Consider the following 25,760-nt stretch of genomic DNA (forward strand, 5'->3'; position numbering starts at 1 on the left):
GCGGGCCGTCGTCGATCACGGGCGACGGTGCCATTCAGCGGTGCCGTTCAGGGGAAACCCTGAACACTCTGTACCTACTAGTATGTACGGTGTTCGAGCAGCTTCGCAGACCGACCTTGGAGGCACGCGCCATGCCACTTGTCCGCATCGATGCCATGCACTGCGACACACCGCGACTGAAGGCCCTGGGGCGGGCCGTCCATGAGGCGCTGGGCGAGGCGATGGGCTTCCCCGACGAGGATCGCTTTCAGATCCTGACCGGCCATGACGGACAACAGGGACTGCTGCGCCACGGCACGTATCTGGGCATACCCCGCGACGACGGCATCGTGTACGTGGCCATCACCTTGCGCGCGGGCCGCCCGGACACCCAGAAGCAGGCGTTGTATCGGCGCATTTCCGAACTCGCCGAGGAGTACGCGAGCGTTGAGCCGCGCAACATGTTCATCGTGCTGACGGAGAACACAAACGCGGACTGGTCGCTGGGCAACGGCGATGCCCAGTACCTGTGACGAAAGCGGTGAGGCGATACGGCCTGGCACCATGAACGCCCATGAGCGATCAAGAAGCGGTGATCGGCCAGGCGGGACGTTTGGTGAGGGAGCTGTTCCCGCAGGCACTCGGTGCGGTTCTCGGCGGGTCGGCGGCCCGGGGCCGTGCCACTCCGGCCAGCGACCTCGACATCGGCGTCCTTCTTCCTCCCTCCGCCGGAAGCGGCCGGGAAGTGATGCGATACGAAGGGCAGTTGGTCGAGCTGTTCCTCAACGACGTGGAGGACGTCCCCAGGTTCTTCGAGTGGGACCGGGCCCGCAGACGGGCGACGGTGGTCTTCGTCTATGCCCAGGGGATGACACTCGCCGATCCGTACGGGCATGTGGCCCACACCCGCCGACTGGCAGAAGAGATCGTCGCGACGGGACCGCCTCGTCTCACCACAGAGCAGTGGCGTCAGGGCCGCTATGTGCTGACGTGCTATCTCGACGACCTGGTCGACACCCCGTCGGCGAGCCGCCACGAACAGCTGGTCGTCGCCGACCACGTCCTGCGGGAAGCCGCTGAACTCGTCACCGCTCACCGTGGCGCATGGACGGGTATCGGCAAATGGCTGCCCCGGCGGCTCATCACCGCGGATCCGGAACTGGGCCGGGCACTGCTGGACGGGCACCAGGCTGTGGCCGAACAGGCCGACCCGTCCCCACTGGCAGCTGCCGCGAGGAAAGTTCTCGACCTGATCGGAGGGCCACTGCGAGAGGGCTACTCGCATCGCTGGCAGGCATAGCGACGCCTCCCAGCAATGACGGCGCTCGCTCTGATCGGCATCCCGGCAAGGGACTCATGGGCGTCGACCTCAACAGGGCGGGCCGGTTCACCGGCCCGCAACCGCCCCGGCCCGGAGCAGGATGAACCGGTCGGCGCCCTCCGACTCGTAGTAAGCGAGCGCCCCGGGGACGCAGGAGATGAGGACGCCCTGGCCGTGCCAGGGGAAACGGCCCAGAGCAGCCGTCAACGCGTACAGTCCGTCGTCGCCGCCCAGGTCGGTGACGACAGCGCATCGATCCGGCGCACCCGCCTGCCTCAGCAGGTGTTCCAGCACCTCGGGGTGCTGCTCATGGGCGCTCAAGGGTCGCGCATGACGCGGGTCGAGTGCGGCCTGGAACGTTCCCGCCAGGCTTCGGCGGAATTTGTCCCACTGCTTGTCCGTGGGCGCCTCGAGCAGTGCCGTCATACGATCCCGGCGTGGTCCGGCGAGGAAAGCGGTCGCCGCCTTCTGCGCGTGCCGCTGCAGCTCCGCCTTGGGCGAGGATTCGATGGTCACGCCCTCGAGGCTGCCACCCCACGAAGAGCTCCGCCGCCCGGACTCGCCCGGTGGAATCGCGGGCGGTGGCCCCCGTACCGAGGCCGAGCCCGTTTCGCCGCGTGGGGGCTCAGTTCTCCGAAGGGATCCGGGCGGCGATCTCCCGGGCGAACCAGCCCGCCTCCTGCGACAGTTCCTCCAGCCCCTCCCCCGCCACCAGTTGCAGCAGCCTCAGCAGATCATGGGCTTCCTCGAGAGTGAGCATCTCCAGGTGGCGGGCAGCGTCCTGGGCGGGAATGACCGTGGTCGTGTCGTGACTCATGGTCCGATCATCGGCCGCCACAGTCACCCTCGTCCGCGAGGCGTGCCCGGGTCCACCCGTATGGAGGCATTCGGCAGGCCGTGCACACGGGCGAGTCGGCTGCGCAGGCGTGGATGAGGTCAGGCGCCCTCGGGAGTGATCGGGCTCGCACCCCCTCGGCCTCATCGAGGTCCGCCACCATCACGTCGATGTGCATCTGTCGCGGACGAACGGCGTCCGTCCACCGCGGGGCGCGAAAGTCGTCCACCCGCTGGAACGCGACCACCGGGGCGGCGTCCGCGTTCTGGAGCACGACGAAATCGCCGATACCCGGCGCGCGACCAAAGTCGCCCCACGCACACCTTCAGTGAAGACGTGCAATCTCCTTGGAACCGAAGGCCAAGCGTTACCTTTCCTATGCATTTCGTACCGTTTGGGGCTTTAAGTTCGATATGTACTTGATCGCAGGTTCGCTTGGAAGGTCGTAGACACATGTCGAACTCCCGTCGTATCCGCCTGACGCTGGCCTCTGCCGTCCTGGGCCTGGGCGCGGTCACGGCCGTGGCCTCCACCGCCGGTGCCGCCACGCCCTCCGACGACGCTCAGCCCTCCGCCGCTCAGCCCGCCGGGGCATCCGGCACGCAGGACATGCAGCTGAGCGACGGCAGCGTCGCCCACGTCACCGATCTCGGCGATGGCCAGTTCCAGGCCTGGGTCACCCACAACGGCACCCGCATCGCCTCCCTCAGCTCCGGACATCCCTCCGCACACGTGGGCGGCCACACCTACGAGCTGAACCAGGCCAACGGTTTCGTCGGCGTGACGGACGCCTCCGGCTGGCACAGCGAGTCCGACATCGCCAAGCCCGGAAACGACAGCCACCACCAGGACCAGCGGGACAAGCACCGGACCGGCCCCGTCAAGCACACGACCAAGCATCAGGCCGTCGGCACGACCCACAACGTCTCCCTCCCGGGAGGCTCCGTCGCCCACACCACCCGGCTGTCCGGCAACCAGTGGCAGTCCTGGATCACGCACAAGGGTGTGCGGATCGCCAGCCTCGACAACGCCCACCACCGCGCTCACACTCACGGCTGGACCTACAACCTCAACGGCCACACCGGGGTCGTCACCGCACACAAGTAGGCCCTCCGCACGGCGACAGGCGTGGTGTCAGTCCGTGAGCCGTCCGGGGCTGACCATGCGGTACTCGTAGGCCATGACGACGACTTGGGACCTGTCCCGGGCGCCGAGTTTGGCCATGATGCGGCTGACATGGGTCTTCGCGGTCAGCGGGGAGACCACCAGTTGCGTGGCGATCTCGTCGTTGGTGCGACCGGCGGCGACCAGTCGCATGACTTCCCGTTCGCGGGCGGTCAGGGCGTCGAGACGCCGGTCGGGTCCGCGGGTGTCGTCCGGGCGGTCGGCGAACTCGGCGATGAGGCGGCGGGTGACGGACGGGCTGATGAGTGCGTCGCCTCGCGCGGCGACGCGGACCGCGTGCAGGAGTTCGGCCGGTTCGGTGTCCTTGAGGAGGAAGCCCGTGGCGCCGGCGCGCAGTGCCCCGTACACGTACTCGTCGAGGTCGAACGTCGTCAGCATCACCACCTTCACCGCCGCGAGTCGCTCGTCGGCCGCGATGCGGCGGGCGGCCTCGAGGCCGTCCATGCCGGGCATACGGATGTCCATCAGCACGACGTCCGGCCGCAGCTCGCGGCAGGCGGCGAGGGCGGTGCGCCCGTCGGCGGCCTCGGCGACCACGTGCAGGTCGTCCTCGTCGTCGAGGATCCCGCGGATCCCCGCGCGCACGAGGCGCTGGTCATCCGCCAGCAGAATCTTGATCATCAACTGCTCCGCCGATCGGCTCGTGGTGGTCCGGGAACGGTAGCCGGGCCCGGACGGTGAACCCGCCCGTGGAGCCGGGCTCGGCACTGAGTGTTCCGCCGAGGGCGCGCGCCCGTTCGGCCATGCCCGCGATGCCGCTGCCGTGTGCGGTGTGGGCCGTGCCGTGGCCGTCGTCCGTGACGGACAGCGTCACTTCCCGCTCGCCGTGGTGGAGGTCGACGACGACGTTCCGGGCGCCGCTGTGCCGGACGACGTTGGTCAGCGATTCCTGCACGATGCGGTAGACGGCGAGGTCGACCGCTGCGGGCAGCCGTGCGCGGACGCCGGTGTGCTCGACACGGACGTCCAAGCCCGACCGGGTCGCCGTGGAGATCAGCTCGTCGATCCGGGACACGCCCGGCGAGGGCGCGGTCGGCGCCTCTTCGTCCGCCTGCCGCAGCACACCGAGCGTGGCGCGCAGTTCGTGCAGTCCGTCCTTGCTGCTCTGCTTGATGGCGGTCAGCGCTTCCTCCGCCAGGTCCGGGTTCTTCGGCAGCCGGTGGAGGGTCGAGGAAGCCTGTACGTGGATCATCGACATGGTGTGGCCGATGACATCGTGGAGTTCGCGGGCGATACGCAGTCGCTCCCGCGTGGCGCGCAGCCTGGCCTGCTCCTCGGCGTAGGCGACGCGGCCGTGGCGCATGGCGCCCAACGTCACCACCGCGACCAGCCAGCCGGCCAGCATGAAGACCGCCGTACCGGTGACGTCGCCGGTACCGACGAGTGCTCCCGTACCCACACCGATGACCATGACGGCGGCCATGGCCACCGACACCCGGATCCGCCCCCGCGCAGCCAGGGCGTACAGGGCGGCGATCGGGATCAGTACGAGTGGGCCGTCGACGGTGCTCAGCAGGTAGTAGACGCCCGTCCCGGCCACGGTGAACCAGCCCACCGCCACCGGGTGGCGGCGGCGCAGCGGCAGTGCCGCGCACACGGCCGCGGCCAGGAACCAGGAGCCGATCACCGAGGTGTTCGTGTCCCCGTCCGAGCCGAGGCGTTGCCCCTCGGCCACCCCGGCCAGTACCAGGACCAGTCCGGCGAGCGCCAGGTCGGCACGTGCGCCGGTGGGCAGGCGGAGGCGGGAGACACAGAAGTGGGGCACCGCTTCATTCTGCCTGGAGCGCCACGCCACCCGGTGTCATATGTCCCTGTTTGCGGTGAGGGTGCCTGCTGGCGGAGTACGCGACGGCCGAGACGTACATCCGCTGGTGTACGTCCGCCCTGGCCGACTGTCAGCCGTGGGCGGACGCACGCACCCCGGCTCCGCCAGCACGATCGAGGGCATGTCGTCGTCCTACGTCTCTCCTCGGATCAGCGCCGCTGTCGTCGGTGCGCTCGTGGGTGCCGCTGCCGGGATTCTCCTGCTCACCGCCGCGGGAACGTTCTCTTTCGCGGTCACGGGTGTGTTCGCCGGTCTCGCACTCGGTGTCGCCGCGCTCGCCGGGGCGGTCGTGGGCGTGGCGCTGGCTCCAGCTCACACTCGCTCGAATCCGAGGTAGGCACATGTCTTCCCCCCGCGGCTCCGCCGCGCCCCTCGCCCCGCCCCCGCCGAGGGCCGACACGTCCGCGCCGGTCGGCCGGTTCGGCGCCCTGGCAGGCTGGGCACAACGTCACCGCTGGGCGGCCCTCGCCCTGTGGGTGGCGGTCCTGGCCGCCATCACACTGGGTTCCACCGTGACCGGCTCCGCGTACAAGAACGACTTCTCGCTGCCGGGCACCGATTCCCAGACGGCCACCGACCTGTTCAAGCGGCACGGCAGTGACCAGGCCGGCGACAGCGTCGAGATCGTCTTCAAGGACACCGCGGGTGTCAAGAGAGACAAGGCGAGCGTCGAGCCGATGCTGGCCGAGGTCGGGCGGATGGCCGGGGTCGCCGACGTGCGCAGCCCCTTCGCCGATGCCTCGGCGGTCTCCGAGGACGGCACGATCGCCTACGCGACCGTCACGCTGGACGGAAAGACCGAGGAGGTCCCCAAGGAGTACGTCGCCCGGGTCATCGACGCAGCGCAGCGCATCGCCACCGACCACCTTCAGGTCGAGGTGGGTGGCGAGGCGGCGCGCAACGCCGAGGACCAGTCGGGACCGACCGCCGAACTCGCCGGGATCGTCGCCGCGTTGGTCATCCTGGTCCTGCTGTTCGGCTCGCTGCTGGCGGCCTCACTGCCGCTGATCACCGCGCTCTTCGCGGTCGGCGGAGCCGTCGGCCTGATCGCCCTCGCCTCGCACGTCTTCACCGTCGCCGACTTCACCCCGCCGATCCTGATGCTCGTCGGCCTGGGCGTCGGCGTCGACTACGCCCTGCTGATCTTCTACCGCTACCGCCATGAACTCCTGGCCGGGATCGAGCCCGCGGAGGCCGGGCGCAAGGCCCTCGACGCCGCCGGACGCACGGTCTTCTTCGCCGGATGCACGGTCATCGTCGCCCTTCTGGGCCTGGTCGCTCTCGGGCTCGGTTCCCTGCAGGGCATCGCCCTCGCGGTGGCCGTCACCGTCCTGGTCACCATGGCCGCCTCTCTCGTTCTGCTGCCCGCGCTTCTCGCCCTGTTCGGCGCACGGATCCAGCGCCAAGTGCTCCAACAGCAGGCCAAGTCCACGAGCAGGGGCAAGGCCGAAGGACACCGATGGCGGGCGATGGCACGGGCCGTGCAGCGGCGCCCGATCCCGACCCTGCTGGTGGGCGTCATCGCGCTCCTGGCCCTTTCCGCGCCGGCCCTGGGCATGCGCCTGGGCTTCGCCGACTCCGGCAACGACCCCGAGAACACCACGTCCCGCCACGCCTACGACCTGCTCGCCGAAGGGTTCGGGCCCGGCTTCAACGGTCCGCTCATCGTCCTGGTCAAGGGCGACCAGGACGCCGGCGAACTCGTCCGGGCCAAGCTCGCCGCCACCGAAGGGATCGCCGCGGCCGGCCCGGCGATGCCCTCACGGGACGGTGACCTGTCCACCGTCTTCGTCTACCCGACGACCTCTCCCCAGGCCAAGGGCACCGTGGACCTCGTCCACCGCCTGCGCGACGACGTGGCCCCGCCCCTGGAACACACCACCGGCGCCGAGGTGCTGGTCGGCGGTGCCACCGCCGCATCCCAGGACGTCTCCGAGACACTCGCCGACCGGCTGCCCCTGTTCGTCGCCGTCGTCGTCGGCGTCTCCTCGCTCCTGCTCCTCCTGGTCTTCCGGTCCCTCTGGATCCCCGTCAAGGCAGCCGTCCTGAACCTGCTGTCGATCTCCGCCGCGCTCGGCGTGATCACCCTGGTGTTCCAGCACGGCTGGCTCGGCGTCCAGCCCGGCCCTGTCGAAGCCTTCATCCCAGCTCTGATCTTCGCGATCGTCTTCGGGCTGTCGATGGACTACGAGGTCTTCCTCGTCTCCCGCATCCACGAAGAGTGGATCCGCACCCGTGACCCGGCGCAGTCGGTGCGCGAAGGGCTCGCCGCCACCGGCAAGGTCATCACCGCCGCCGCGGCCATCATGATGTTCGTCTTCGGAGCGTTCGTCCTCAGCTCCGACCGCATGCTCCAGCAGTTCGGCCTCGGCCTGGCCGTCGCCATCCTGCTCGACGCCGTGGTCATCCGCTGCCTGATCGTGCCCGCCGTCCTGCAGATGCTCGGCAAGTGGGCCTGGTGGCTGCCCGCACGGCTGGCCCGGACACTGCCCAAGGTATCCATCGAACGCCCCGAGCAGAGCTGATCTTCGGCCCGAAGCACAGGAGATGACTGGGCGTGGGTCACGGCACAGGCCGTGCCCGACGCCCAGGGGAATTCGCCGACGTGCAGACGTGCAGACGTGCAGACGTGCAGACGTGCACGTTACAGCCCCGCACACGTGTGTCGACCGCATGGACCGTAGCGCCCACCTGTCCTGCGGACTCGATGTGCCAGGTGCGATCATGCGTGCATGAACGATCTGGGCGACGTGCAGCTTCGAGCCTGGACGCTGCGTTGGATGGCCCTTCTCGCAGCCGACATCCGTGATCAGCTTGCCTGGCTGGGAGAGCAGGAGGTGGAGACGAAGGACGTCTTCGAAGAGGTGGAGCTCCTCTGCCGCATCTCCGAAGGACTGGCGGAGCGTGGGGTCTTCGAGTCCAAGGATCTGGGCGATCTTCGGGCCGTGAGCCGTCGCGTCGGCGAGATCGATGCCGCCTCCCGGGTCGGTCTCTGGGCCGACTCCTTGGCCACAGAACCGGTGTGGGACGAACTCCGCACGCTGATCCGCCACTTTCTCCTCTCGACACTCGGCGACTGGCATCAGCCACTGCCCCGGACACCCCGCGCGCCCGGACACGGGTGATCATCGAGTACTCGAGGCGGCGCTGCGCCGTCCGCGACCGACCGGGACGAGGTGCCGCACTCGGCCTCAGCGCCGGGCGTGACGGATTTTCAGGCGCCCGAATCCCATGGTCCCAGTGATCCTGATGGTCGGTCCGCCGGAGCGGGAGCCTCGCCCGGGCCTGTAGCGCAGGTCCTTCCACCCCGTGTGCAGATCCTCGACGTCGACGACGGCGTCGCGAGGCACCGTGATCCTGGCCCTGCCGGTGCCCACTTGCAGTTCGATGTCGACGACCGGATGCTCGAAGACCGCCCGGGACAGGTCCAGGTGAACCCGTCCGAACGCCGATGCGACCGTGAGGTTTCGAGGTACCCGCCACATGCCGCGCCGCACGATGCGTCCACCGGCGGCGGCGATCGTTGCGGTGGCGCCCGGGGGCTCATCCGGCAGCGATGCCAGAGCCGACTCCAGTTCGCTGCGCGTCTTGGCGGTAAGGACGTGGCCGAGGCCTTCGTCCATCTCCTCGCGTGAGATGCGCTCCTCGGCGTACGCCTCCTGCAGACGCTGCACAGCTGTCTCACGGTCAGGTTCGGTCAGCAGTGGCGATGCATGTTCCCGGGGAGAGGTCACCTCTTCACCATAGTGCCGTGTCGATGCCGTGAGCATGCGTGAAGCCGAAGTCCGCTACTGCGCGGGGCGCGGGGGCGCGGCAGTCCACCTGGCATCTGGACTGGAGCGGACGGAATTGCTTGGCGCGTGATCACACGGCGCTGGCATCGTATGAACCATGGCAGCAGGAGACGACGCGCTCGATCCGGGCGCCCCCGTACACCGAGTTCAGATGTCACTGGAAGAGCTGGAAGAGGCAGCGTGGCTCTATCCGGTAGATGAGGTGTGTCTGGAGGACCTGCCGATGACCGCTGCCGAGGCGCTCGCCGCAGGGGTGGACACTCCGACACTGCGTGAGCTCGCCGGACTGTCGCGCAGGGCGGACTCCCAGGACATCCGCGACGCCTTCGAGCAGGCGCTCACGGAGCTGGGAATCGCCTTGCCCGATCCCGCTCTGGCCCGGCGCTACGCGCTCCACAGGCTGGCCACCGGATTCGCCGCCGGGGACGTGGCCCTCACCGAGCTGGCATCCGACACGTGGTGGGAGATGGAGGCCGCTACCGCGGAAGAGCATGCTTTCGTGGCACTGCTTCGGACATGTGCCTGCTGCACCGCATACACGCTGGGCCTCGACGAGGAGGCATGGACGTCCCAACTGCGCTTCGCGGCGCGCGCTCTGGCCTCACACCCGACGGTCGGACCGGGATACTAGTTCTCCGCTGTCGATCGTCCACTTCATGTGGTGGTCGTCGTCCGGCGTCACCAGCGGGCGACGAGCGTCTGCTCCTTGCCTCGGTTGCGGAACAGCCAGGTGGTCCCCGGCGCGACGGCACCGCTCAAGTAGCCGACGATATGGTCCCGTTGGCTTCGGGCAGGGGAAAGAACGCGGCTTGCTCGATGTCCTCGTCCTGTGGCGTGAGGTCCCCCGCCCACTCGTCGATCTCGAAGGCGGCGGCCACGGCGGCAGCACGACTCACGAACCCGCCCCCACTGTCGGGCTCCTGCGGCCCTGTGCACCATAACGCTCCCTGTCCCGCGCGACTCCTTCGGCACTCACCGATGACTGAATGGAGTACACATCTCCGATACGGTCGTCGCCGCGCCGACGCTGTCGCCACTCGGGGTGAGCCCGGAACGTCATCACGGACACCTGCGAAGCGGGCTGCCAATGGCGTGTGAAGGCCGGAGCGTTCATATCGGGGGCATCTTCCAGGACCACACCGCGCTTCTCCAGCAGTCGCTCCAGTTTGTCGAACCGGAGGTGACGGTCGAAGCGCCCGTAGCGGTCGCGGATCGCCTGGTTGACGATGCTGCCGCCGCCGTAGGGCAGTCGGTGCACCTGCAACGTGAAGTGGTGCCCCTTCCAGGGATGGTCCGGTGTCTCCCGAGTCCAGTGAAACTCAGCCATTCCGTAGTCCCGCCACATGCTGTGGCCGTCGAGGGAACCCTCGGCGAAGTCGGAACCCAGGATCGCGGTCACCCGGTCGGGACCGTCCGTCGGTTTGGCGCCGAGCACCGTGCCGGAAGCGACCACATGCACGTAGAACGCAAGGGAATGCGGAGTCAACTGAACTTCCTCGACGGGGTGCCGGTGATCAGGAGCGAAGATCCCAGCATAGGTCTTGTCCGACTGCGTTCTCGGCGCGGCGGAGGCTACGGTTTGTGGGTGACCCAGAGCAGTTCCGCCGGCCAGCGGTGTGCCCAGTCGGGTGGGTCGGTTTCGTTGTAGCCGTTGGGTGTTCCGCGATCGGGCCGCGGCTCGATGAGGTCGTCGATGATCAGACCCGCGCCGCGCAGGACCTTGATCCAGTCGCCGTAGGTGAGCTGATAGCTGGTCGCGCCGTCGCCCTCGGCGATGGTGTTCAGCCCGAAGTAGTCCTGCTGCAGCGTCGTGGTCACGCGGCCGGCGGCTTCGTCGTAGCAGGCTTCGAACCAGGGGCTGGCGACGTTGAACACCAGGCGCCCGCCCCGGCGCAGGACGCGTGCGGCCTGCGGGACGGCCAGGTGCGGGGGCGCCCAGCTGAGCCCGCCGAAGTCGCAGAACACCAGGTCGAAGCTGTCGGCGGCGAAGGGGAGTTGTTCGGCGGCGCCTTGCACCAGCGGGTAGCGCGCCTCCCCCATCTCACCTGCCGCCGCCGCGAGTTGGGCTTCGGACAGGTCGAGCCCGATCACGGTGGCGCCCTCGGCGGCGAGCACCCTGGACCACTGGCCGGCGCCGCAGCCGAGTTCGAGGACGCGCTTGCCGGTGACGTCCCCCAAGGCGTGCAGGCGCGCGTCGGGGATGGAGTACATGCCCCACAGTCGGGGTGCGGCGCCGATCTGCGGGTCGTGCTCGTGCTGGTAGGCGCTGCTGATTCTGTTCCAGAGCCGCCGGTTGGCGGGGATGCTGTCCACGTGCCGACTCCAGCATCGCCTGCCGGGAGCGGTCAACACGATGAGGGCGCCGGTCGGCCCTCTCCCCGGTCCGGCCCCGCATCGTGGCCGTCGGTCTCCGCCTGGAGCTGCGGGCGGCGGCGGTGCACGTAGTTGCGCAGGGTCGACAGTGATGCCGCTTCGAACCCTGCCTCGCTCGCGAGACGCTGGAGGATCCGCTGGTTCGACAGCCGTGCCCCGCTCTCGATCTCCTGTCGCAGCATGTCGTCGATGAGATGGCTGACCGGATCGAGGAGAAGCGGTCGGGGCCGTTGCGCAGGCGGGAGCGTCGGCTCGGCCGTCAGGTCGAGGGCCGCCCGGACGACGGCGCGCGAGACGCGGTGGCGTTGAGCGAGGCCGGACAGGGAGAGGCCCGGGTCAGCCGCGTGCTCCCGCCGGATGAGCTCAACCACTCGCTCGGGGGACCTGTACATGCGGTGATCCTTCGGCGCCGGGGTCCGATCGATGCCAGGTGCGCGTTCGGGCGGGCGAGCCAGGGCGGTGTCCCGTCGGCTCACTCCCGGTGCGGCCATCACACCAACAGCGTCTACATGATAGTAGACGAGCGGGCGCGATCAAAGCCGTCTGCCGACCGGGCGGAGCTCAGGATCTCCGCCGTCTCGCCCACGGTCGTGCAGAAGACCTTGATGATCCAGAAGTAGACGACGGTCTCCGGGACTCTGTTCCAGCGGACCGAACGGCCGTCGCCACCAGCGTCTCGACCCGCACCGCCCGATGTCGGCTCAGCCGGTCCGGTCGGTGAACTCGCTCGTGTACGTCTTCTTCAGGTCGATGGTGGCGTTCTTCAGGTTCGGGTTGAAGGACTTGAGCACCCGCTGCACCGTCGCCGGCCCGTCGGCCGGCATCTTGCCGTCCTTCGTGAACATCGGCAGTGTGCTGTCGATCGCCTTCGCGTACAGGCCCTCGCCGCCCTGCGCGTAGTCCGACGGCATCTTCGCCGCGATCTCCTTGGCGCTGTGCGACGACATCCATTTCAGGGTGCGCACGAAGGCGTTGGCGAGCTTCTGCACGGTCTCCTTGTGGGAGTTCACCCAGTCCGTGTTCATGTACAGGCTCGACGACGGGTACAGGCCGCCGAGCGCCTGCTGGGATCCTTCCGGTGTGCGCATGTCGACCAGGACCTTGCCGATCTTCTTGTCGAGGATCTGGGCGACCGTCGGATCGGTGGTCATCCCGCCGTCGATGGAGCCCTTCTCGAGGGCGGAGATGAAGGTCTGCCCCGCGCCGACCGCGACGTTGGTGAACTTGTCGGTGGACACCCCGTCGTGCACGCCCAGGTACTTGGTGAGGAAGTCGGTGGACGAGCCGAGGCCGGTGACGCCCAGCTTCTTGCCCGCGAAGTCCTTGGGCGACTTCAGGCTGTCGGCGGCCTTGTTGGAGACGATCTCGACCTCGCCGGGGGTCTGGGCGAGCTGGACCACGGACTCGACCTGCTTGCCCTTGGTCTGCAGGTCGAGGGTGTGGTCGTAGAAGCCGACGACGCCCTGGACGTTCCCGGCGACGAGCGAGGTCGTGGCGTCGATGCCGGCGGGCTCGCTGAGCAGCTCGACGTTGACGCCCTCGTCCTTGAAGTAGCCGAGGCGCTGGGCCAGCATCGCGGGCAGGTAGATGACCTTGTCGATACCGCCCACCATCACCTTCACCTTCGGGCCCTTGCCTCCCGAGCCGCCGCTGTCCGAGGAGTGGGAGGAGACCTCGTCGGCGCAGCCGCCGAGAGCCGCGAGCACGGCGAGCGCGGCCGTGGCGGTGGTCAGTTTGGTGGTCAGGGTGCGGCGGGACATGTGCGGCTCCTGGGGAGGCGGGGGTGTGCGGAGGGGTGAGGGTCAGCGGGCTGCGTCGCCGCTGGGCTTCCAGCGGAAGAGCTTGTTCTCGAGGAAGGTGAGCAGGCCCTCGGCGAGCAGCGCGACGACGGCGAGGATGACCATGGCCGCGTAGACACCGGCGGAGTTGAAGGTGCCCTGCGAGGCGGAGACGAGCAGGCCGATGCCTTTGGTCGCGCCGATGTACTCGCCGACGATGGCGCCGATGAGGGCGAACCCGAAACTGACGTGGAGGCTGGTGAAGATCCACGACGTGGCGGCGGGGATGACGACCTGGAAGGTGACCTGGCGGTCGCGCGCGCCGAGGATACGGGCGTTGTCGATGAGGTGCCGGTCCACTTCGCGGGCGCCCTGGAAGGCGTTGAAGAAGACGGGGAAGAAGACGAGGACGACCGCGGAGGCCACCTTCGACGCCGGTCCGAGTCCGAACCAGATGAGGAAGATGGGCGCGAGGACGATGCGCGGCAGGGCGTTGAGCACCTTGATGTACGGGCCCATCACATCGGCCAGGAAGCGGATCCGGCCGAGCGCGATCCCGAGGACGACTCCGGCGATGACGCCGATCACCCAGCCGAGCAGGGCCTCGTAGAGCGTGTACCAGATCTGTTCGAGCAGGGATCCCTGCGGGGTGCCGTGCAGCGCCCACTGCTGGATCTGGTCCCAGATCTTCGAGGGCATCGAGAAGTTGAACGGGTCGATGATCCCGGCGCGGGAGAACCATTCCCACACCCCGAGGACGAACACGAGGACGGCGGCACGGGACAGCAGAACGAGGCCGCGGCGGCGGCGTGCGGCGCGGGCCCGCTCCTGGGAGCGGGCGGACCTGGTGTCGTTCCCGGGTCCGGCGGCGGCCTTGCCCATGTCGACGGCCGGGCCTGTGGTGGTGTCAGGCGACATTCTGCGCACCCCTTTCACGGGTGATGCGGACTTCCTCGCCCAGGGACTGCCAGATCTCGCGGTAGATCTCGATGAAGCGGGGCTCCAGCCGGACCGACTCGACGCGGCGGGGCCGCGGGAGGTCGATGGTGAAGACCTCCTTGACCGTGGCCGGTCCCGCGGTCATGACGACGACCTTGTCGGCCAGCGCGATGGACTCCTCCAGGTCGTGCGTGACGAACACGACGGAGGATCCGGTGCCGGCCCACAGCTCCATCAACTCGTCGGACATCAGGGCGCGGGTCTGCACGTCGAGCGCGGAGAACGGCTCGTCCATGAGCAGGATGGAGGGGTCGTTGACAAAGGTGGAGGCCAGGGCGACGCGCTTGCGCTGCCCGCCGGACAGTTGGTGGGGGTAGCGGTCCTCGAAGGCGCTCAGCCCGACCCGGGAGAGCCATTCGCGCGCCCTGTCCCTGGCCTCGTCCTTGGGTACGCCGCGGAAGCGGGGGCCGGCCATGACGTTGGACAGCACCGTGCGCCAGGGGAACGTCGCGTCCTGCTGGAAGACGAAACCGACCCTCTCGTCGATGCCGCGCACCGGTGACCCGGACAGCAGCACCTCCCCCTCGGTCGGCTCCTCGAGGCCGCTGACGAGGGTGAGCGTCGTGGACTTCCCGCATCCCGTGGGACCGACGACGGCGACGAACTCGCCCTGCTGGACGGTCATGTCGAGATCGTGGACGGCGGTGTGGGAGGCACCGGACGGGGTGCGGAACGCCTTGCGGACACCGCGCAGTTCGATGGCCGGACTCGATGGGCTTGTCATGCCGCGGAACGCTACGAACGCCTCGACGGGCTGGGAAGTTTTCGCCGGCAACTGCTGGTTGTTCCCATAAACAGCATTGTGCTCATTGTGCCGACGCCTTCGGCGTGTGCGGCTGTCCAGGCTCTTCCCCGGCCGAAACACCTGCGACTACGGTGCGTTCACCCCGGCGAGACGTCTGATCGCGCGGGAGAGTTCCCGAAAGCAGGTATCGACGTGGCGCGCTTGCGCATCGGCTGGCCGCGGCAGGTGTTCGCACAGGTGCTGATCGCGCAGCTCCTGATCACCACAGGGGTGCTGCTGCTCCTGACCGGGTTGTTCCTGCAGCCGTTGCGGACGCAGCTGGACGATCAGGCCGAGCACCAGGCCCTGGCCATCGCGCAGACCACCGCGGCCGACCCGGACATCGCCGCCGGTCTGCTGACGAGCGGCCCCGACCCGGGTGGGCCGGTGCAGCGGCAGGCCGAGCGCACCCGGCGGGCCACGGGCGCCCTGTACGTCGTGGTGATGGATCTGCGCGGGATCCGCTGGTCGCACACCGACGCGTCGTCGGTGGGGCACCGGGTGTCGACCGATCCGTCGATCCCGCTGCACGGGCACGTCGTGCTGGAGATAGACCGCGGGACCCTCGGCACCTCGGCGCGCGCGAAGGTGCCGCTGCGCGACGCCGGCGGTGCGGTGATCGGTGCGGTCTCGGTCGGTATCGCCTACTCCGGCGTTCAGGAGAGCCTGCTGGCCGCGCTGCCCGGGCTGCTGCGCTACGCGGGGACCGCGCTCGCCTTCGGCGCCGGTGCCGCCTTCCTCGTGGCCCGCATCCTGCGCAAGCGCACCCACGGGGTCTCGGTGGCCGACATCTCGGCCCTGCTGTCCGAACGCGAGGCGATGCTGCACGCCGTACGCGAAGGGGTCATCGCGCTGGACGAGAACGAGCGGGTCCGGCTGGTCAATGACGAGGCCGCCCGCCTTCTCGCCCTCGAGACCGACGCGGAGGGCCGCGACCTCAAGGACGTGCTCCCGCCGGGGCACTCCCGGGACGTCATCACCGGGCACGTCACGGGCCGGGATCTGCTGACCGTCCGGGAGAACCGGGTCCTGATCGCCAATCGCATGCCGACCCCCGACGGCGGATCCGTCGTCACCCTGCGGGACCGCACCGAGGTCGAACTGCTGGGCCGTGAACTCGACTCCATCAAGGGGCTCCTGGACGCGCTGCGCGCACAGGACCACGAGCACGCCAACCGCCTGCACACCGTGCTGGGCTTCCTCGACCTCGACATGCCCGACCGGGCGCGCGGCTACGTCGCCGGTCTCACCCACGCACGGCGTGCGTCGGCCGAGGAGATCGGCGAGCGCATCCGCATGCCCATGGTGTCGGCCCTGCTGGTCGGCAAGTCGGCCATCGCCTCCGAGCGTGGTGTGGCGCTGCGGCTGTCCGATCGCACCCACCTGCCGACCGGGCTCATCGACGCGCGGGACATCGTGACCGTTCTGGGCAACCTGATCGACAACGCGCTCGACGTGCTGGGCGACGCCCGGACCGTCGGTCCCGAGGTCGAGGTCGAGGTCTTCGTCGAGGAGGGCACGGTCGTCGCCCGGGTCAGCGACAACGGGCCCGGCGTGCCCGTCGAACTGCGCGAGACCATCTTCGACGAAGGCTGGAGCACCAAGGAGTCTCCGGCGCACCGCGGCCGCGGGCTGGGCCTGGCGATGGTCCGCAGCCTGGCCGAACGGTACGGGGGCGCCGCCCGCATCGCCGCCCGGGCCGGTGGAGGAGCCGTCTTCACCGTCACCTTTCCCGATCTCGCCCAGAGGTCCGTTGCGGCCTCGCATCCCGTTCCGGCAGGAGAAGTCTCGTGATGGACGTCCTGGTGGTCGACGACGACTTCCACGTCGCGGAGATCAACGCGGCCTATGTGGCCAAAACCTCGGGTTTCCGTGTCGTGGGCACCGCCCACACCGCTCTGCAGGCGATGCAGATGCTGGACAACCGGCACGTCGACCTCTTGCTTCTCGACCACTACCTGCCCGATCGCAGCGGCCTGGAGCTGGTGCGCGGCCTGCGCCAGCGCGGCATCCGCTGCGACGTCATCATGGTGACCGCCGCGCAGGACGTCGACATCGTCGAGGCGGCCCTGCGCTACGGCGTTCTGCACTACCTCGTCAAACCGTTCACCTTCGACGGTCTGCGCGCACGGCTGGAGAGCTACGCCGAACTGCGGCGCACACTGCGGGATGCCAGCGGAGGCTCCTGGCGGGGGCAGCAGCAGATCGACCGGATCTTCGGGACCGTGCGCACCCCCGCCGACGCACCGGCGCCGCCGGCCAAGGGCTGGGCCCGGCCCACCGAGGACCTCATCTGCCACGTCATCAACCAGGCGCAGGTCCCGCTGTCGGCGCAGGAGGTGGCGGCCAGGGCAGGCATCAGCCGCTCCACCGCCCATCGCTACCTGCGGCACCTCCAGGACAACGGCTCCCTCCAGCTGTCCCTGCGCTACGGCGACGCGGGCAGGCCCGAACACCGCTACGCCCCTGCTCCGCAGCGAGGACAGGACCGCTGATCCGTCTGCGGCTGATCGGTGCCGCCGGTCCGCGCGCTCTCGGCACGGGCACATCGCCTCGGGCGGTCGGACTCAGGTTCTTCAGGTGCCCCGCACAGCGACGGCGGCGTACTCGACGTACTCGTGCAGCCCGTAGGTGAGGGCCATCGTGCCCGATACCGCGAGGACCAGCGTCAGAGCCAGCACGATTCCGGTCCGCCGGGCCCGGCCGCTCGGGGGCACCGGCGCGGGCCGCAAAAGTGCCTCCACTCGACGGGGCACAGGTCCCCGCGCCGCCGACAGCAGCGGATATCCCGCCGCACCGTCCCGGGACGACCTCGCCAGCGCGGCCCGGGCGATCGCCGCGGCAGCGGTTTTCCTGTCCCCCACCGTCCCGGCCGCCACTTCGTCGGCCCATCGCTCCAGATGGAAGGCGAGCGAGGAACGCACCCCGCGCAGCGCGGGGTGCACCACGGCCGCGAGATCAGCGACGGCGGACAGCACGTGGTGCCGCCCCGCCAGGTGAGCACGCTCGTGCGCCATCAGCACGTCCCGCTCGGCAGGCTTCAAGGTCCGCAACGTGCCGGACGTGACCACCACCCGGCCACCACGCCCCCGGTAGCCGGGCAGGGCGAAGGCATCGACCTCGGGCTCCTCGATGACCAGAAGGTCGCCTTCTCCGCCGCCGTGCCCGACGCTCTGCCAGGCACGCTTCAGCAAAGAACGCTGTTGGAACAGCCGCTTCGACAAGAGCACCAGCTGCACCGACAGCACCAGCCCGGCCGCGGCGGCGAACGGGACCGCGGCCGGCCACGCTTCCAGGACACGGCGCAGGGACACGTGTTCCAGCGAGGCCAGGAAGGGCACGTGGAACAGTCCGATCAAGGCGACCACGGTGCCGCCGGCCAGCAGAACACTCGCTGCCGTCAGTGCGCGGCACGCCTCTCGCGGCGGCAGCACCCCGGCCAGGCGCCGGGCGAGCACCGCGCCGCCCCACGGCACGGCGAGCGCCAGCACGACGAGAACGAGTACGTACGTCACCGCGCTTCGTCCTCCGCCTCCAGGAGCAGCCGTCGCAGGGTCTCCTCGTCGTCCTGCGACAGCGAGGTCACGAACCGCTTCAGGACCAGATCACGGCGCGGTTCGCTCTCCAGCTCTCGGTGCATCCGTCCGGCGACGAGTCCGGGAGCGTCCTGCACGGGCTCGTAGGCGAAGCCCCGTCCCGACGGAACCCGGCGCAGCGTGCCCTTCTCGAACAGCCGGCTCAGAATGGTGGCCATCGTCGTCCGTGCGAGGCCCGTGCCGAGCGTCTCGTTCACCTGCTGAGCGGTCATCGGCCCGCCGGCCGCCCACAGCACCGCGAGCACGTCCGCGACCAGCTCACCGTGGGGACGTCGTTCGTCCTGACGCTTCTTCGCCACCGTTCTCCTCCCCGTGGCGGGGTACCGGGCACCCCGCGACGGCATTCGCCTCGACGCTCCAGCCGGCCGGGCCCACCCCGCACTGTCCACGAGAGGGCAGCAGGAAAGAACCCATTTACTTAGGTTAGCCTTTCTTCATGCTCAAGCGTTCGATCTCCCTCCGCTCTCCTTCCGCTCCCGCACGCCGTCGGGTGGCCGTCGGCGCGCTCGCCACGGCTGCCGCTCTCGTCGTCGCGGGCTGCTCGTCCGGCTCCGACTCCAGCGGTGGCGGTGACACCGGATCGGTGGCGAAGGGGAACTTCCCCGCCAAGGTGAGCACCAAGTTCGGCGAGGTCACCGTCAAGGAGCAGCCCAAGCGCGTGGTGGCCCTCGGCTGGGGCGACGCGGAGACCGCCCTCGCGCTCGGCGTACAGCCGGTCGGCGCCAGTGACTGGCTCGCCTTCGGCGGCGACGGCGTGGGGCCGTGGGCGAAGGGCATGTACGACAAGAGCCCGAAGAAGATCGGCACGCTGGAGCCCGAGTACGAGAAGATCGCGGCGCTGCAGCCGGACCTGATCCTCGACACGAAGTCCAGCGGCGACCAGAAGCGCTACGACACGCTCAGCAAGATCGCGCCCACGGTCGGTGTGCCCAAGGGCGGCGATCAGTACCTGACCGACTGGCAGGACCAGACGGAGATGGTCGCCGACGCGCTGGGCCTGCACGACAAGGGGCAGCAGCTCATCGCGAAGACCAAGGACAAGTTCGCCGCCGCGGTCGAGGCCCACCCCGAGTTCAAGAACAAGACGGTGACGTCCGGCTCGCTCAGCGGCGAGGGCTTCAACGCCTACGTCGAGGGCAGCGGCCGGGTGGACTTCCTGGAGCGGCTCGGGTTCAAGAACAACCCCTGGGTCGAGAAGCAGGGCGGCAAGGGCTTCTTCGTCAGCGTCGCCCGGGAGAACGTCGGCGACCTCGACGCGGACCTGATGATCATGGAGCCCATCGAGACGTCGGCGGCCGAGATCAAGAACGACGCGCTGTACAAGAAGATCCCGGCGGTCCAGGCCGGCCACGATGTGGTGTTCGGACTCAAGTCCGCTTCGGCCAACGCCTTCGCCACCGACTCGATCCTCTCGGTCAACTACGCCCTGGACAAGGTCGTTCCTCAGTTCGCCGAGGCACTGAAGAAGTAGCGTCCACCCTCTCTCCACCCTCGCTCACTGTGGGGCCGCACCAGGACGGTGCGGCCCCACAGGTGGTTCCGGCCGTTGCCGAGTGCGGGCCGGTCGCTCGTGGCTTCGGTTCAGCTGAGGGCGGGCAAGGAAAGGATCAGCAGGAAGGCCAGGACCGGCGACAGGATCATCATCGCGACATGCGCGAGCAGGGAGCGTGTCATCCGCAGCGCGAGGAAGAGGACGGCCCCGATGACGAGCCATCCCAGGTACAGCCCCGCAGCGGAGTGCCACGCCGACGTTTCCTCCGCCCTCGTGGTCGGCTCGGGACCGACCACCCCGACGGACATCAGGAGCAGCACACAGCACAGGAGCAGATCGGCGACCCCGACGACCGCGAAGAGGGTTCTGTCCATCGACCGCGCCTGCGCCCACACACGTATCTCGCTCATAAGCCCCGGATCCTAACCAGACATGCGGCCCGGTGACCGTCGCCCAGGAGACGTGAGATGGGCTACTGGCGGCTGAGAGCTCTGGACACCCCTGCGGTGACGGTGGTGGCCAGGATCCATCCGGCGGTGATCAGCGCGTAGGCGAGGAACTGTCCGGCCCCGTGCGGCGCGAAGGCGGCCTTCTGTCCGAATCCGATGATGGGAAGGAGGAGATCGAGTGTATAGAACACCGGGTTGAACGGAGGTGCTTTGGTCGCCTCCAGCGGAACAGGAGGATGCGCGGCGAAGACGCCCGCTCCGATGGCGAGGAGCGCCATGATCCACAGGGCGGCGCGAGCGGGCCTGTAGCCGTAGCCGACGGTGGCGTCCTGAACGTATCCCCACACGCGCGCGTGCCGGGGAAGACCGGAACGGCGATGCCGTTGCTTGGCCAGCAGCACGGTACGGGCTTCGTCCTCATGCCCCAGCCCCCTGTAGACGGCCGCGAGTTGTTCGTAGGGCTGCGGGTGGTAGCCCCCGGTGCCTCGCCGGATCCAGCGGAGGCGTTCACCGGCCGTGAGGGGCGTGGCGAGAGCGTCGTAGGCCGCGTCGGACAGCCGAAGCCGCGCGGGCCAGGTGTCCGGGGCATCGTAGACCACGCCCAACTGGGCGTTTCCGGCGTCGACCACGCCGTCGACGGGTTTCCGCGTGCGCAGGTCGGTTTCGCGGGCCTGCGACAGGCGCAGCGACAGTGCGGTGCCGCCGGGACGGGAGACGGCCGCGTCCTGGAAACTGAGGCGGGTCCCGATGCGGGTGCCGTCGAGCTTGATGCCGCCGTCCACCGTGAGACCCGCACCGAGGTCGAAGTTGCGGCTGACGGTGACGTCCACGGCTTCGAGGGCGACGCCGCCGGGGTGGTGCAGCCGAGCGCCGCAGAAGCCGATGGCCGCGCCCACATCGGCGCCCGAGAGGATGATCTGTCCCTCGGCGCTGAAGCCGGGGTGAAAGGTGAAGTCCTCCGAGATCCGGATGTGGTAGGCGTCGAGGGCGGTGCGGCCCGGGTGATGCAGGTGTGCGCCCTCCAGGTCGAACTCGCCCGATATGGAGGCGCCGGTGAGCCGCATACTCCCGTTGACGGTCAGGCTCGTGCACAACACATCTCCGCCCGTGACCAGGCCCACGGCGGACACCGCCTCGCTGTCCGGGGCGGTGATCACGCTGTGCGTCAGATCCAGGTCGCTGTGGATCTCGGCACGGGTGAGAACCACAGGGCCGGACAACCGGCAGTGCGAGAGGACGAGTCGACCGCGGACCACCGCCGTGTCAGCGGTCAGTCCGGGCAGCACGCACCCGGTGAAGGCGATTTCGCGGAACTCGGCACCGCGCAGGACGGGGGCTTGTGCGAAGTGGCAGTCAGCCAGGATCACGGGTGCGCGCAGGTCGGCGAACTGCAGGTCCAGCGTGCCGGTGACGGACGCACCGCTGAGCCGAAGTGCGGGACGTTCGCCCGGGCCGAGCTCGGGGCCGTCCCCCAGAAGCAAAGCCATGAGGAACTCGGCGCGAACAGTGGGCCGCGCCCCCGACTGCGGCGCGGGGCGCAACTCCACGGGGCGGCCCTGCGCATAGGAGTTCCACAACTGGCTTTCGAGAGGCCCCAGTTCTTCTTGTCGCATGATCGGCGATCATCGCAGCGCGGGAGGCTGCCGTACAGCTCGGCGTCGTCGGCACGAGGGTGTGGTCAGGCGGCGAAGCCGATGTTCATCACGTATTCGTAGGCGCCGTAGTCCGAGCCCAGGTCGGCCGTGATGCCGCTGAACCAGGCGGTGTCCATGGCCTCGTCGTCATCGGCCGTCCATGCGCTGATCATCGCGTCCCAGTTCCTCACGTTCAGGGTCCGGAAGGAGACCTCTCGCACGTGGGGGCGGGTCACCTGGGACTGATTGAGCGGGTGGAACTCCACCCGGGTGCCGCGGCCGTCCCGGTGGAGGCGCTGCAGTAGGTGGCGGGCGACGTTCTGGCGCCGCACCTGCCGGTAGGCGGCGTCCAGCTGCGCCAGGCTCTTCTTCGACGGGGCGGACTTGCCCGCGGCCCAGCGCTTCAGGGTGCGGTCGGTGACGTTCAGGCCGGCGGCGCGGGCGGCTGTCTTCGCCCGGTCGGAGCGGGTGAGGTAGTGCAGACGGGCCAGCATGCCGCGGCGCTGGGCGACCGGGGTGGCGATGAATCCGGCGAGCTGGTCGAGCCGGCGGGCGGCGGCCTCGTGGCCCCTGATGCCGCGGGCCCCGAACTTGCCGAACTCGATGGTCCTGTCGGGCACTTGCTCTCTTCCTTCGGCGTGCGTGTCCGTATGGTCGGCGGTGCCTGCCCTGGAGAGGTCCTCGATCGGCCAGGAACGCGACCTTACTGCCTCTGACAGCGGGACGTTCTCGCGAACACACCCGTGCGCCGATGGGTTCCGTGGAAAGTCGGGTGCGTTGGGCAGGGTGGGGATGTTAGTTCTGGGGCGCGACAGGACACTCTTAGTGGGGCTGCCGTGCAGCCGTGCGCCGCGTGTGTGATTCTGCGGCGGTCGTATTCGTGGGTGAGTGAGGTAGGACGTGCGCGAGATGGTTCAGCAGCAGCGGGTCGAGACGGTGACCAGACGTGCCCCGGCCGGGCCGAAGCCGCAGTGGCAGGACTTGTTCGTGGCCCCTGCCTACCCCGAGGGTTTCCTGGACGAAGTGCAGGACGAGGTGACGGTCCCGTCGCCGGCGGGCCGACGCGGGGACCGCCGGGTTGCATGACCACGGCCGGGGCCGGAGTCCGGTGCGGTCGTCTCACCGCCGGACGGCGTCGACGTCACTCAATTGTCCGTACGCCGTCCGGCCCCGGCGGCCACGTCGATGGCCGTCCAGGCCATGCCGGTCGCCCCGTCGAGTACGGCCAGGTCCGCTGCCTGTGTGACGCACGCGGCGGTGAATTCCGGCTGGTGGTTGACCGCGGGGCCGCAGTCGAGTCCCAGCATGGGGTGGATGGTGGGCACGACGTGGGACACGTTTCCCATGTCGGTGGCGGCGCCCGCGACGCTGTTCGGCAGGTCGGGGAAGTGGCGGCCGAGCGCCGTCGCGTTGGCGACCCACAGGTCCAGCAGGGCCCGGTCCGGTCGCAGGTCGGCGTAGTCGGGGCCGACCGGCGTGATGGACAGGTCGCAGCCGGTGGCCAGCGCGCCCGCCTCGAAGCAGCGGTGCACCCGCTCGGCCAACGGCCGCAGGGCGTTCAGGTTGTCGCTGCGCACGATCCAGTGGCCGCGACCGGCCTCGGGGATGACGTTGGCGGCGGATCCGGCGTGGGTGACGATGCCATGGATGCGATCGGCGGCGGTGGTCTGCTGGCGCAGCAGCCCGATGGCCACCTGGGCGACGGTCATCGCGTCCGCCGCGTTGACGCCGAGCTCGGGGTAGGCACCGGCGTGTGCCGCCTTGCCCTCGTAGGTCACGTCGAACTGGGTGACGGCCAGGCCGGGCATCGCCGCCATCTCGACCGCAGCGGGATGAACCATCATGGCCGCGTGCACGCCGTCGAAGGCACCCCTTTCCAGCATCAGCACCTTGCCTCCGCCGCCTTCCTCGGCGGGAGTGCCCAATACCCGTACGGTCAGGCCGAGTTCGTCCGCCAAGGGGGCGAGTCCGATGCCCGCGCCGACGGCCGCGGCGGCGATGATGTTGTGGCCGCAGGCGTGTCCGATGTCGGGCAGGGCGTCGTACTCCGCGCAGATCGCGATGTGGGTCGGCCCGGTGCCGATCGTCGCTTCCACGGCGGTCGGCAGATCGCAGTATCCGTGCCGGACCTCGAACCCCGCGCCGCTCAGGGCGTCGGCGACCCAGCGGCTGGCGAGATGTTCCTCGAAGGCGAGCTCGGGGTGAGCGTGGATCCGGTGGGACAGGGCGATCAGTTCGTCCGCCGCGGCACGGATGTTGCGTGCCGCGGCTTCCTTGGCGGCGCTCACCGGGCGGCCGCCGGGGCGGCGACGTGCACGGCGGCGGGCCGGGTCGCCGCGTCGTAGGCGGCCCGGGCTCCGGTGGCGCCCATGCCGCTGTCGCGGGCGGGTTCGTACAGTCGCTCGGGGCCGCCGCCCTGCCACTGGTTGACCCAGACGACGCCGACGGGCAGACGTGCGGCCGCCTCGATGTGCTCGGGGTCGTCGGTGTACACGGTGGCGGCGAGTCCGTAGCGGGAGGCAGCCGCGCGGGTGAGCCCCTCCTCGAAGCTGGACACGACGGTGACGGGCGCCACGGGGCCGAAGGTCTCCTCGGTCATCACGAGCATGGAGTCGTCGACGCCGGTGAGCACGGTCGCCGGGTAGAAGTAGCCGGGGCGCTCCGGTACGGCCCCGCCCGTTCGCACGGTGGCGCCCTTGTCGACGGCGTCCTCGACATGGCGTCGGACGGTGTCGCGCTGCCGGGCGTCGACGAGGGGACCGAGGACCGTGGCGGGGTCGCGACCGTCGCCGATGGTGAAGGTGCCCGCCGTGGCGACGAGTGCCTCGACGAACTCGTCCGCGATCCGCTCATGGACGTAGATCCGCTCCATGGAGGTGCAGATCTGGCCGGTGTTGATGAACGCGCCGAACGCGACGGCCTGCGCGGTGGCCACCGGATCGACTCCGGCGTCGATCACGACGGCGTCCTTTCCGCCGAGTTCGAGCAGGCAGCGGCTCAGACGGTGCCCGGTCGCCGTTCCGACGGCGCGACCGGCCCCGACCGAGCCGGTGAAGTGGACGAGCTGTACCTCGTCGTGTTCCGTCAGCGCCGCGCCGGTGCGGCCGTCGCCGAGGACCAGGTTCAGGACTCCCGCGGGCAGCGAGGCGGCCAGTTCGAAGAGCCGCACCGTGGAGAGCGGGGATCGCTCGGAGGGCTTGACCACGACGGTGTTCCCGGCGGCGAGCAGGGGGCCGAGGGCGCCGAGCACCATGACGACGGGAAAGTTCCACGGAGTGATCACGGCGGTCACGCCGAGCGGATGCCGGACGATGTCGGTCCGCTCCCCCGCCGGACCGGTCACCGAGTCACTGAACGGGTAGGTGAGCGCCTGGTCCGCGGCGGCCTTCAGCCCGGCCACGGCACCTTCGACGAAGGAGCGACCGATACCGACCGGTTTGCCCATCTCCCGGCATTCCAGTTCGGCCAGTTCCCCGGCGTGCGCGGCGATGGTGTCGGCCCAGGCGTGGATGCGTTCCACGCGCCGCGCCACGGTGCGCGCGGCCCACGCGGACTGCGCCGCGCCCGCAGCGGCCACGGCTCGGCCGACATCGTGGGCGCTGCTCACACCGAACCGCGCGAGGGTCTCCTCGGTGGCGGGGTCGACCACGGCGACGACGTCTTCGCCGGCCGGCTCTTCCCATCGGCCGCCGATGAGGTTCTGGAGGGTTTCCATG

The 25,760-nt window shown here is 69.5% G+C and carries 28 protein-coding genes; 10 read left to right on the top strand and 18 right to left on the bottom strand.

The annotated features are described in order from the left end of the window. Window positions 1-131: 131 nt before the first annotated feature. Window positions 132-512 (top strand): tautomerase family protein, encoded by a 381-nt coding sequence (locus ABZ930_RS08055; RefSeq protein ID WP_361543478.1) that lies wholly within the window; start codon window positions 132-134, stop codon window positions 510-512. A gap of 41 nt (window positions 513-553) precedes the next feature. Continuing rightward, window positions 554-1,279: a nucleotidyltransferase domain-containing protein gene (locus tag ABZ930_RS08060; protein WP_361543298.1), complete on the top strand. Its 726-nt coding sequence runs from the start codon at window positions 554-556 to the stop codon at window positions 1,277-1,279. Between the two features lie 87 nt (window positions 1,280-1,366). Here ABZ930_RS08060 and ABZ930_RS08065 read toward each other — a convergent pair whose 3' ends face one another. Together ABZ930_RS08065 and ABZ930_RS08070 are read right to left on the bottom strand one after the other, a co-directional pair. Then, window positions 1,367-1,816, bottom strand: a complete 450-nt coding sequence (locus ABZ930_RS08065; protein WP_361543301.1) for a hypothetical protein — start codon at window positions 1,814-1,816, stop codon at window positions 1,367-1,369. 109 nt (window positions 1,817-1,925) lie between these two features. Beyond that, window positions 1,926-2,117: a DUF6417 family protein gene (locus tag ABZ930_RS08070; RefSeq protein ID WP_361543304.1), complete on the bottom strand. Its 192-nt coding sequence runs from the start codon at window positions 2,115-2,117 to the stop codon at window positions 1,926-1,928. A gap of 471 nt (window positions 2,118-2,588) precedes the next feature. Between ABZ930_RS08070 and ABZ930_RS08075 the strand changes: the two genes are divergently transcribed. Continuing rightward, window positions 2,589-3,242: a hypothetical protein gene (locus tag ABZ930_RS08075; RefSeq protein ID WP_361543307.1), complete on the top strand. Its 654-nt coding sequence runs from the start codon at window positions 2,589-2,591 to the stop codon at window positions 3,240-3,242. Window positions 3,243-3,269: 27 nt separating this feature from the next. Here the strand turns inward: ABZ930_RS08075 and ABZ930_RS08080 are convergent, their stop codons facing one another. Then, window positions 3,270-3,941: a response regulator transcription factor gene (locus ABZ930_RS08080; protein WP_361543310.1), complete on the bottom strand. Its 672-nt coding sequence runs from the start codon at window positions 3,939-3,941 to the stop codon at window positions 3,270-3,272. Continuing rightward, window positions 3,916-5,085: a sensor histidine kinase gene (locus ABZ930_RS08085; RefSeq protein ID WP_361543313.1), complete on the bottom strand. Its 1,170-nt coding sequence runs from the start codon at window positions 5,083-5,085 to the stop codon at window positions 3,916-3,918. Before ABZ930_RS08085 ends, ABZ930_RS08080 begins: the two co-directional genes overlap by 26 nt. Window positions 5,086-5,221: 136 nt before the next feature. Here ABZ930_RS08085 and ABZ930_RS08090 point away from each other — a divergent pair, with 136 nt between their 5' ends. The 3 genes from ABZ930_RS08090 (at window position 5,222) to ABZ930_RS08100 (ending at window position 8,270) form a co-directional block, all read left to right on the top strand. After that, entirely contained in the window at window positions 5,222-5,482 is a 261-nt protein-coding gene (locus ABZ930_RS08090; RefSeq protein ID WP_361543316.1) for a hypothetical protein, read from the top strand. Window positions 5,483-5,486: 4 nt separating this feature from the next. Further along, the gene (locus ABZ930_RS08095; RefSeq protein WP_361543319.1) at window positions 5,487-7,670 is read left to right on the top strand and encodes an MMPL family transporter; all 2,184 of its coding nucleotides are present in this window, start codon (window positions 5,487-5,489) and stop codon (window positions 7,668-7,670) included. Window positions 7,671-7,877: 207 nt separating this feature from the next. Then, entirely contained in the window at window positions 7,878-8,270 is a 393-nt protein-coding gene (locus ABZ930_RS08100; protein ID WP_361543322.1) for a hypothetical protein, read from the top strand. Between the two features lie 66 nt (window positions 8,271-8,336). Here ABZ930_RS08100 and ABZ930_RS08105 read toward each other — a convergent pair whose 3' ends face one another. Next, window positions 8,337-8,879, bottom strand: a complete 543-nt coding sequence (locus tag ABZ930_RS08105) for a DUF1707 domain-containing protein (protein ID WP_361543325.1) — start codon at window positions 8,877-8,879, stop codon at window positions 8,337-8,339. A gap of 157 nt (window positions 8,880-9,036) precedes the next feature. Here ABZ930_RS08105 and ABZ930_RS08110 point away from each other — a divergent pair, with 157 nt between their 5' ends. Beyond that, window positions 9,037-9,570, top strand: coding sequence for a hypothetical protein (locus ABZ930_RS08110; RefSeq protein ID WP_361543328.1), 534 nt, complete (start codon window positions 9,037-9,039; stop codon window positions 9,568-9,570). A 261-nt stretch (window positions 9,571-9,831) separates the two neighbouring features. Here ABZ930_RS08110 and ABZ930_RS08115 read toward each other — a convergent pair whose 3' ends face one another. The 6 genes from ABZ930_RS08115 to ABZ930_RS08140 all read right to left on the bottom strand — a co-directional run bounded on the left by ABZ930_RS08115 (window position 9,832) and on the right by ABZ930_RS08140 (window position 14,813). Then, entirely contained in the window at window positions 9,832-10,425 is a 594-nt protein-coding gene (locus ABZ930_RS08115; protein WP_361543331.1) for a hypothetical protein, read from the bottom strand. A gap of 86 nt (window positions 10,426-10,511) precedes the next feature. Next, window positions 10,512-11,252 carry a class I SAM-dependent methyltransferase gene (locus tag ABZ930_RS08120; protein WP_361543334.1) on the bottom strand — a complete coding sequence of 247 codons (741 nt, stop codon included), beginning with the start codon at window positions 11,250-11,252 and terminating at the stop codon, window positions 10,512-10,514. Window positions 11,253-11,284: 32 nt separating this feature from the next. Next, a complete protein-coding gene (locus ABZ930_RS08125) occupies window positions 11,285-11,704 on the bottom strand; it encodes a hypothetical protein (RefSeq protein WP_361543337.1) in 420 nt (139 codons plus the stop codon). A gap of 309 nt (window positions 11,705-12,013) precedes the next feature. After that, the gene (locus ABZ930_RS08130; protein ID WP_361543340.1) at window positions 12,014-13,072 is read right to left on the bottom strand and encodes an ABC transporter substrate-binding protein; all 1,059 of its coding nucleotides are present in this window, start codon (window positions 13,070-13,072) and stop codon (window positions 12,014-12,016) included. 42 nt (window positions 13,073-13,114) lie between these two features. Next, the gene (locus ABZ930_RS08135) at window positions 13,115-13,972 is read right to left on the bottom strand and encodes an ABC transporter permease (RefSeq protein ID WP_361543481.1); all 858 of its coding nucleotides are present in this window, start codon (window positions 13,970-13,972) and stop codon (window positions 13,115-13,117) included. Window positions 13,973-13,997: 25 nt separating this feature from the next. Beyond that, window positions 13,998-14,813, bottom strand: a complete 816-nt coding sequence (locus ABZ930_RS08140) for an ABC transporter ATP-binding protein (protein WP_361543343.1) — start codon at window positions 14,811-14,813, stop codon at window positions 13,998-14,000. Window positions 14,814-15,026: 213 nt separating this feature from the next. On the opposite strand from ABZ930_RS08140, the gene ABZ930_RS08145 reads away from it, so the two are divergent. Beyond that, complete coding sequence (locus ABZ930_RS08145; RefSeq protein ID WP_361543346.1) at window positions 15,027-16,667, top strand: ATP-binding protein; 1,641 nt, start codon at window positions 15,027-15,029, stop codon at window positions 16,665-16,667. Beyond that, complete coding sequence (locus ABZ930_RS08150; RefSeq protein ID WP_361543349.1) at window positions 16,664-17,368, top strand: response regulator; 705 nt, start codon at window positions 16,664-16,666, stop codon at window positions 17,366-17,368. Before ABZ930_RS08145 ends, ABZ930_RS08150 begins: the two co-directional genes overlap by 4 nt. Before the next feature lie 81 nt (window positions 17,369-17,449). On the opposite strand, the gene ABZ930_RS08155 is transcribed toward ABZ930_RS08150, so the two are convergent. Then, window positions 17,450-18,388: a M56 family metallopeptidase gene (locus ABZ930_RS08155; protein ID WP_361543352.1), complete on the bottom strand. Its 939-nt coding sequence runs from the start codon at window positions 18,386-18,388 to the stop codon at window positions 17,450-17,452. Further along, the gene (locus ABZ930_RS08160) at window positions 18,385-18,768 is read right to left on the bottom strand and encodes a BlaI/MecI/CopY family transcriptional regulator (RefSeq protein ID WP_361543355.1); all 384 of its coding nucleotides are present in this window, start codon (window positions 18,766-18,768) and stop codon (window positions 18,385-18,387) included. Before ABZ930_RS08160 ends, ABZ930_RS08155 begins: the two co-directional genes overlap by 4 nt. Before the next feature lie 137 nt (window positions 18,769-18,905). On the opposite strand from ABZ930_RS08160, the gene ABZ930_RS08165 reads away from it, so the two are divergent. Continuing rightward, window positions 18,906-19,940 carry an iron-siderophore ABC transporter substrate-binding protein gene (locus tag ABZ930_RS08165; RefSeq protein ID WP_361543358.1) on the top strand — a complete coding sequence of 345 codons (1,035 nt, stop codon included), beginning with the start codon at window positions 18,906-18,908 and terminating at the stop codon, window positions 19,938-19,940. Window positions 19,941-20,050: 110 nt separating this feature from the next. Here ABZ930_RS08165 and ABZ930_RS08170 read toward each other — a convergent pair whose 3' ends face one another. From ABZ930_RS08170 to ABZ930_RS08190, 5 genes are all read right to left on the bottom strand, one after another. Further along, a complete protein-coding gene (locus ABZ930_RS08170; protein WP_361543361.1) occupies window positions 20,051-20,371 on the bottom strand; it encodes a hypothetical protein in 321 nt (106 codons plus the stop codon). Between the two features lie 62 nt (window positions 20,372-20,433). Further along, a complete protein-coding gene (locus ABZ930_RS08175) occupies window positions 20,434-22,023 on the bottom strand; it encodes an oxidoreductase (RefSeq protein ID WP_361543364.1) in 1,590 nt (529 codons plus the stop codon). A 65-nt stretch (window positions 22,024-22,088) separates the two neighbouring features. Then, window positions 22,089-22,664 (bottom strand): transcriptional regulator, encoded by a 576-nt coding sequence (locus ABZ930_RS08180; protein WP_361543367.1) that lies wholly within the window; start codon window positions 22,662-22,664, stop codon window positions 22,089-22,091. A 525-nt stretch (window positions 22,665-23,189) separates the two neighbouring features. Continuing rightward, entirely contained in the window at window positions 23,190-24,332 is a 1,143-nt protein-coding gene (locus ABZ930_RS08185) for a M20 family metallopeptidase (protein ID WP_361543370.1), read from the bottom strand. Then, a complete protein-coding gene (locus ABZ930_RS08190; protein ID WP_361543373.1) occupies window positions 24,329-25,759 on the bottom strand; it encodes an aldehyde dehydrogenase family protein in 1,431 nt (476 codons plus the stop codon). Before ABZ930_RS08190 ends, ABZ930_RS08185 begins: the two co-directional genes overlap by 4 nt. Between the last annotated feature and the right edge of the window lies 1 nt (window position 25,760).

Origin of the sequence: Streptomyces sp. NPDC046716, assembly GCF_040645755.1 — a bacterium.
Classification (GTDB): Bacteria; Actinomycetota; Actinomycetes; order Streptomycetales; family Streptomycetaceae; genus Streptomyces.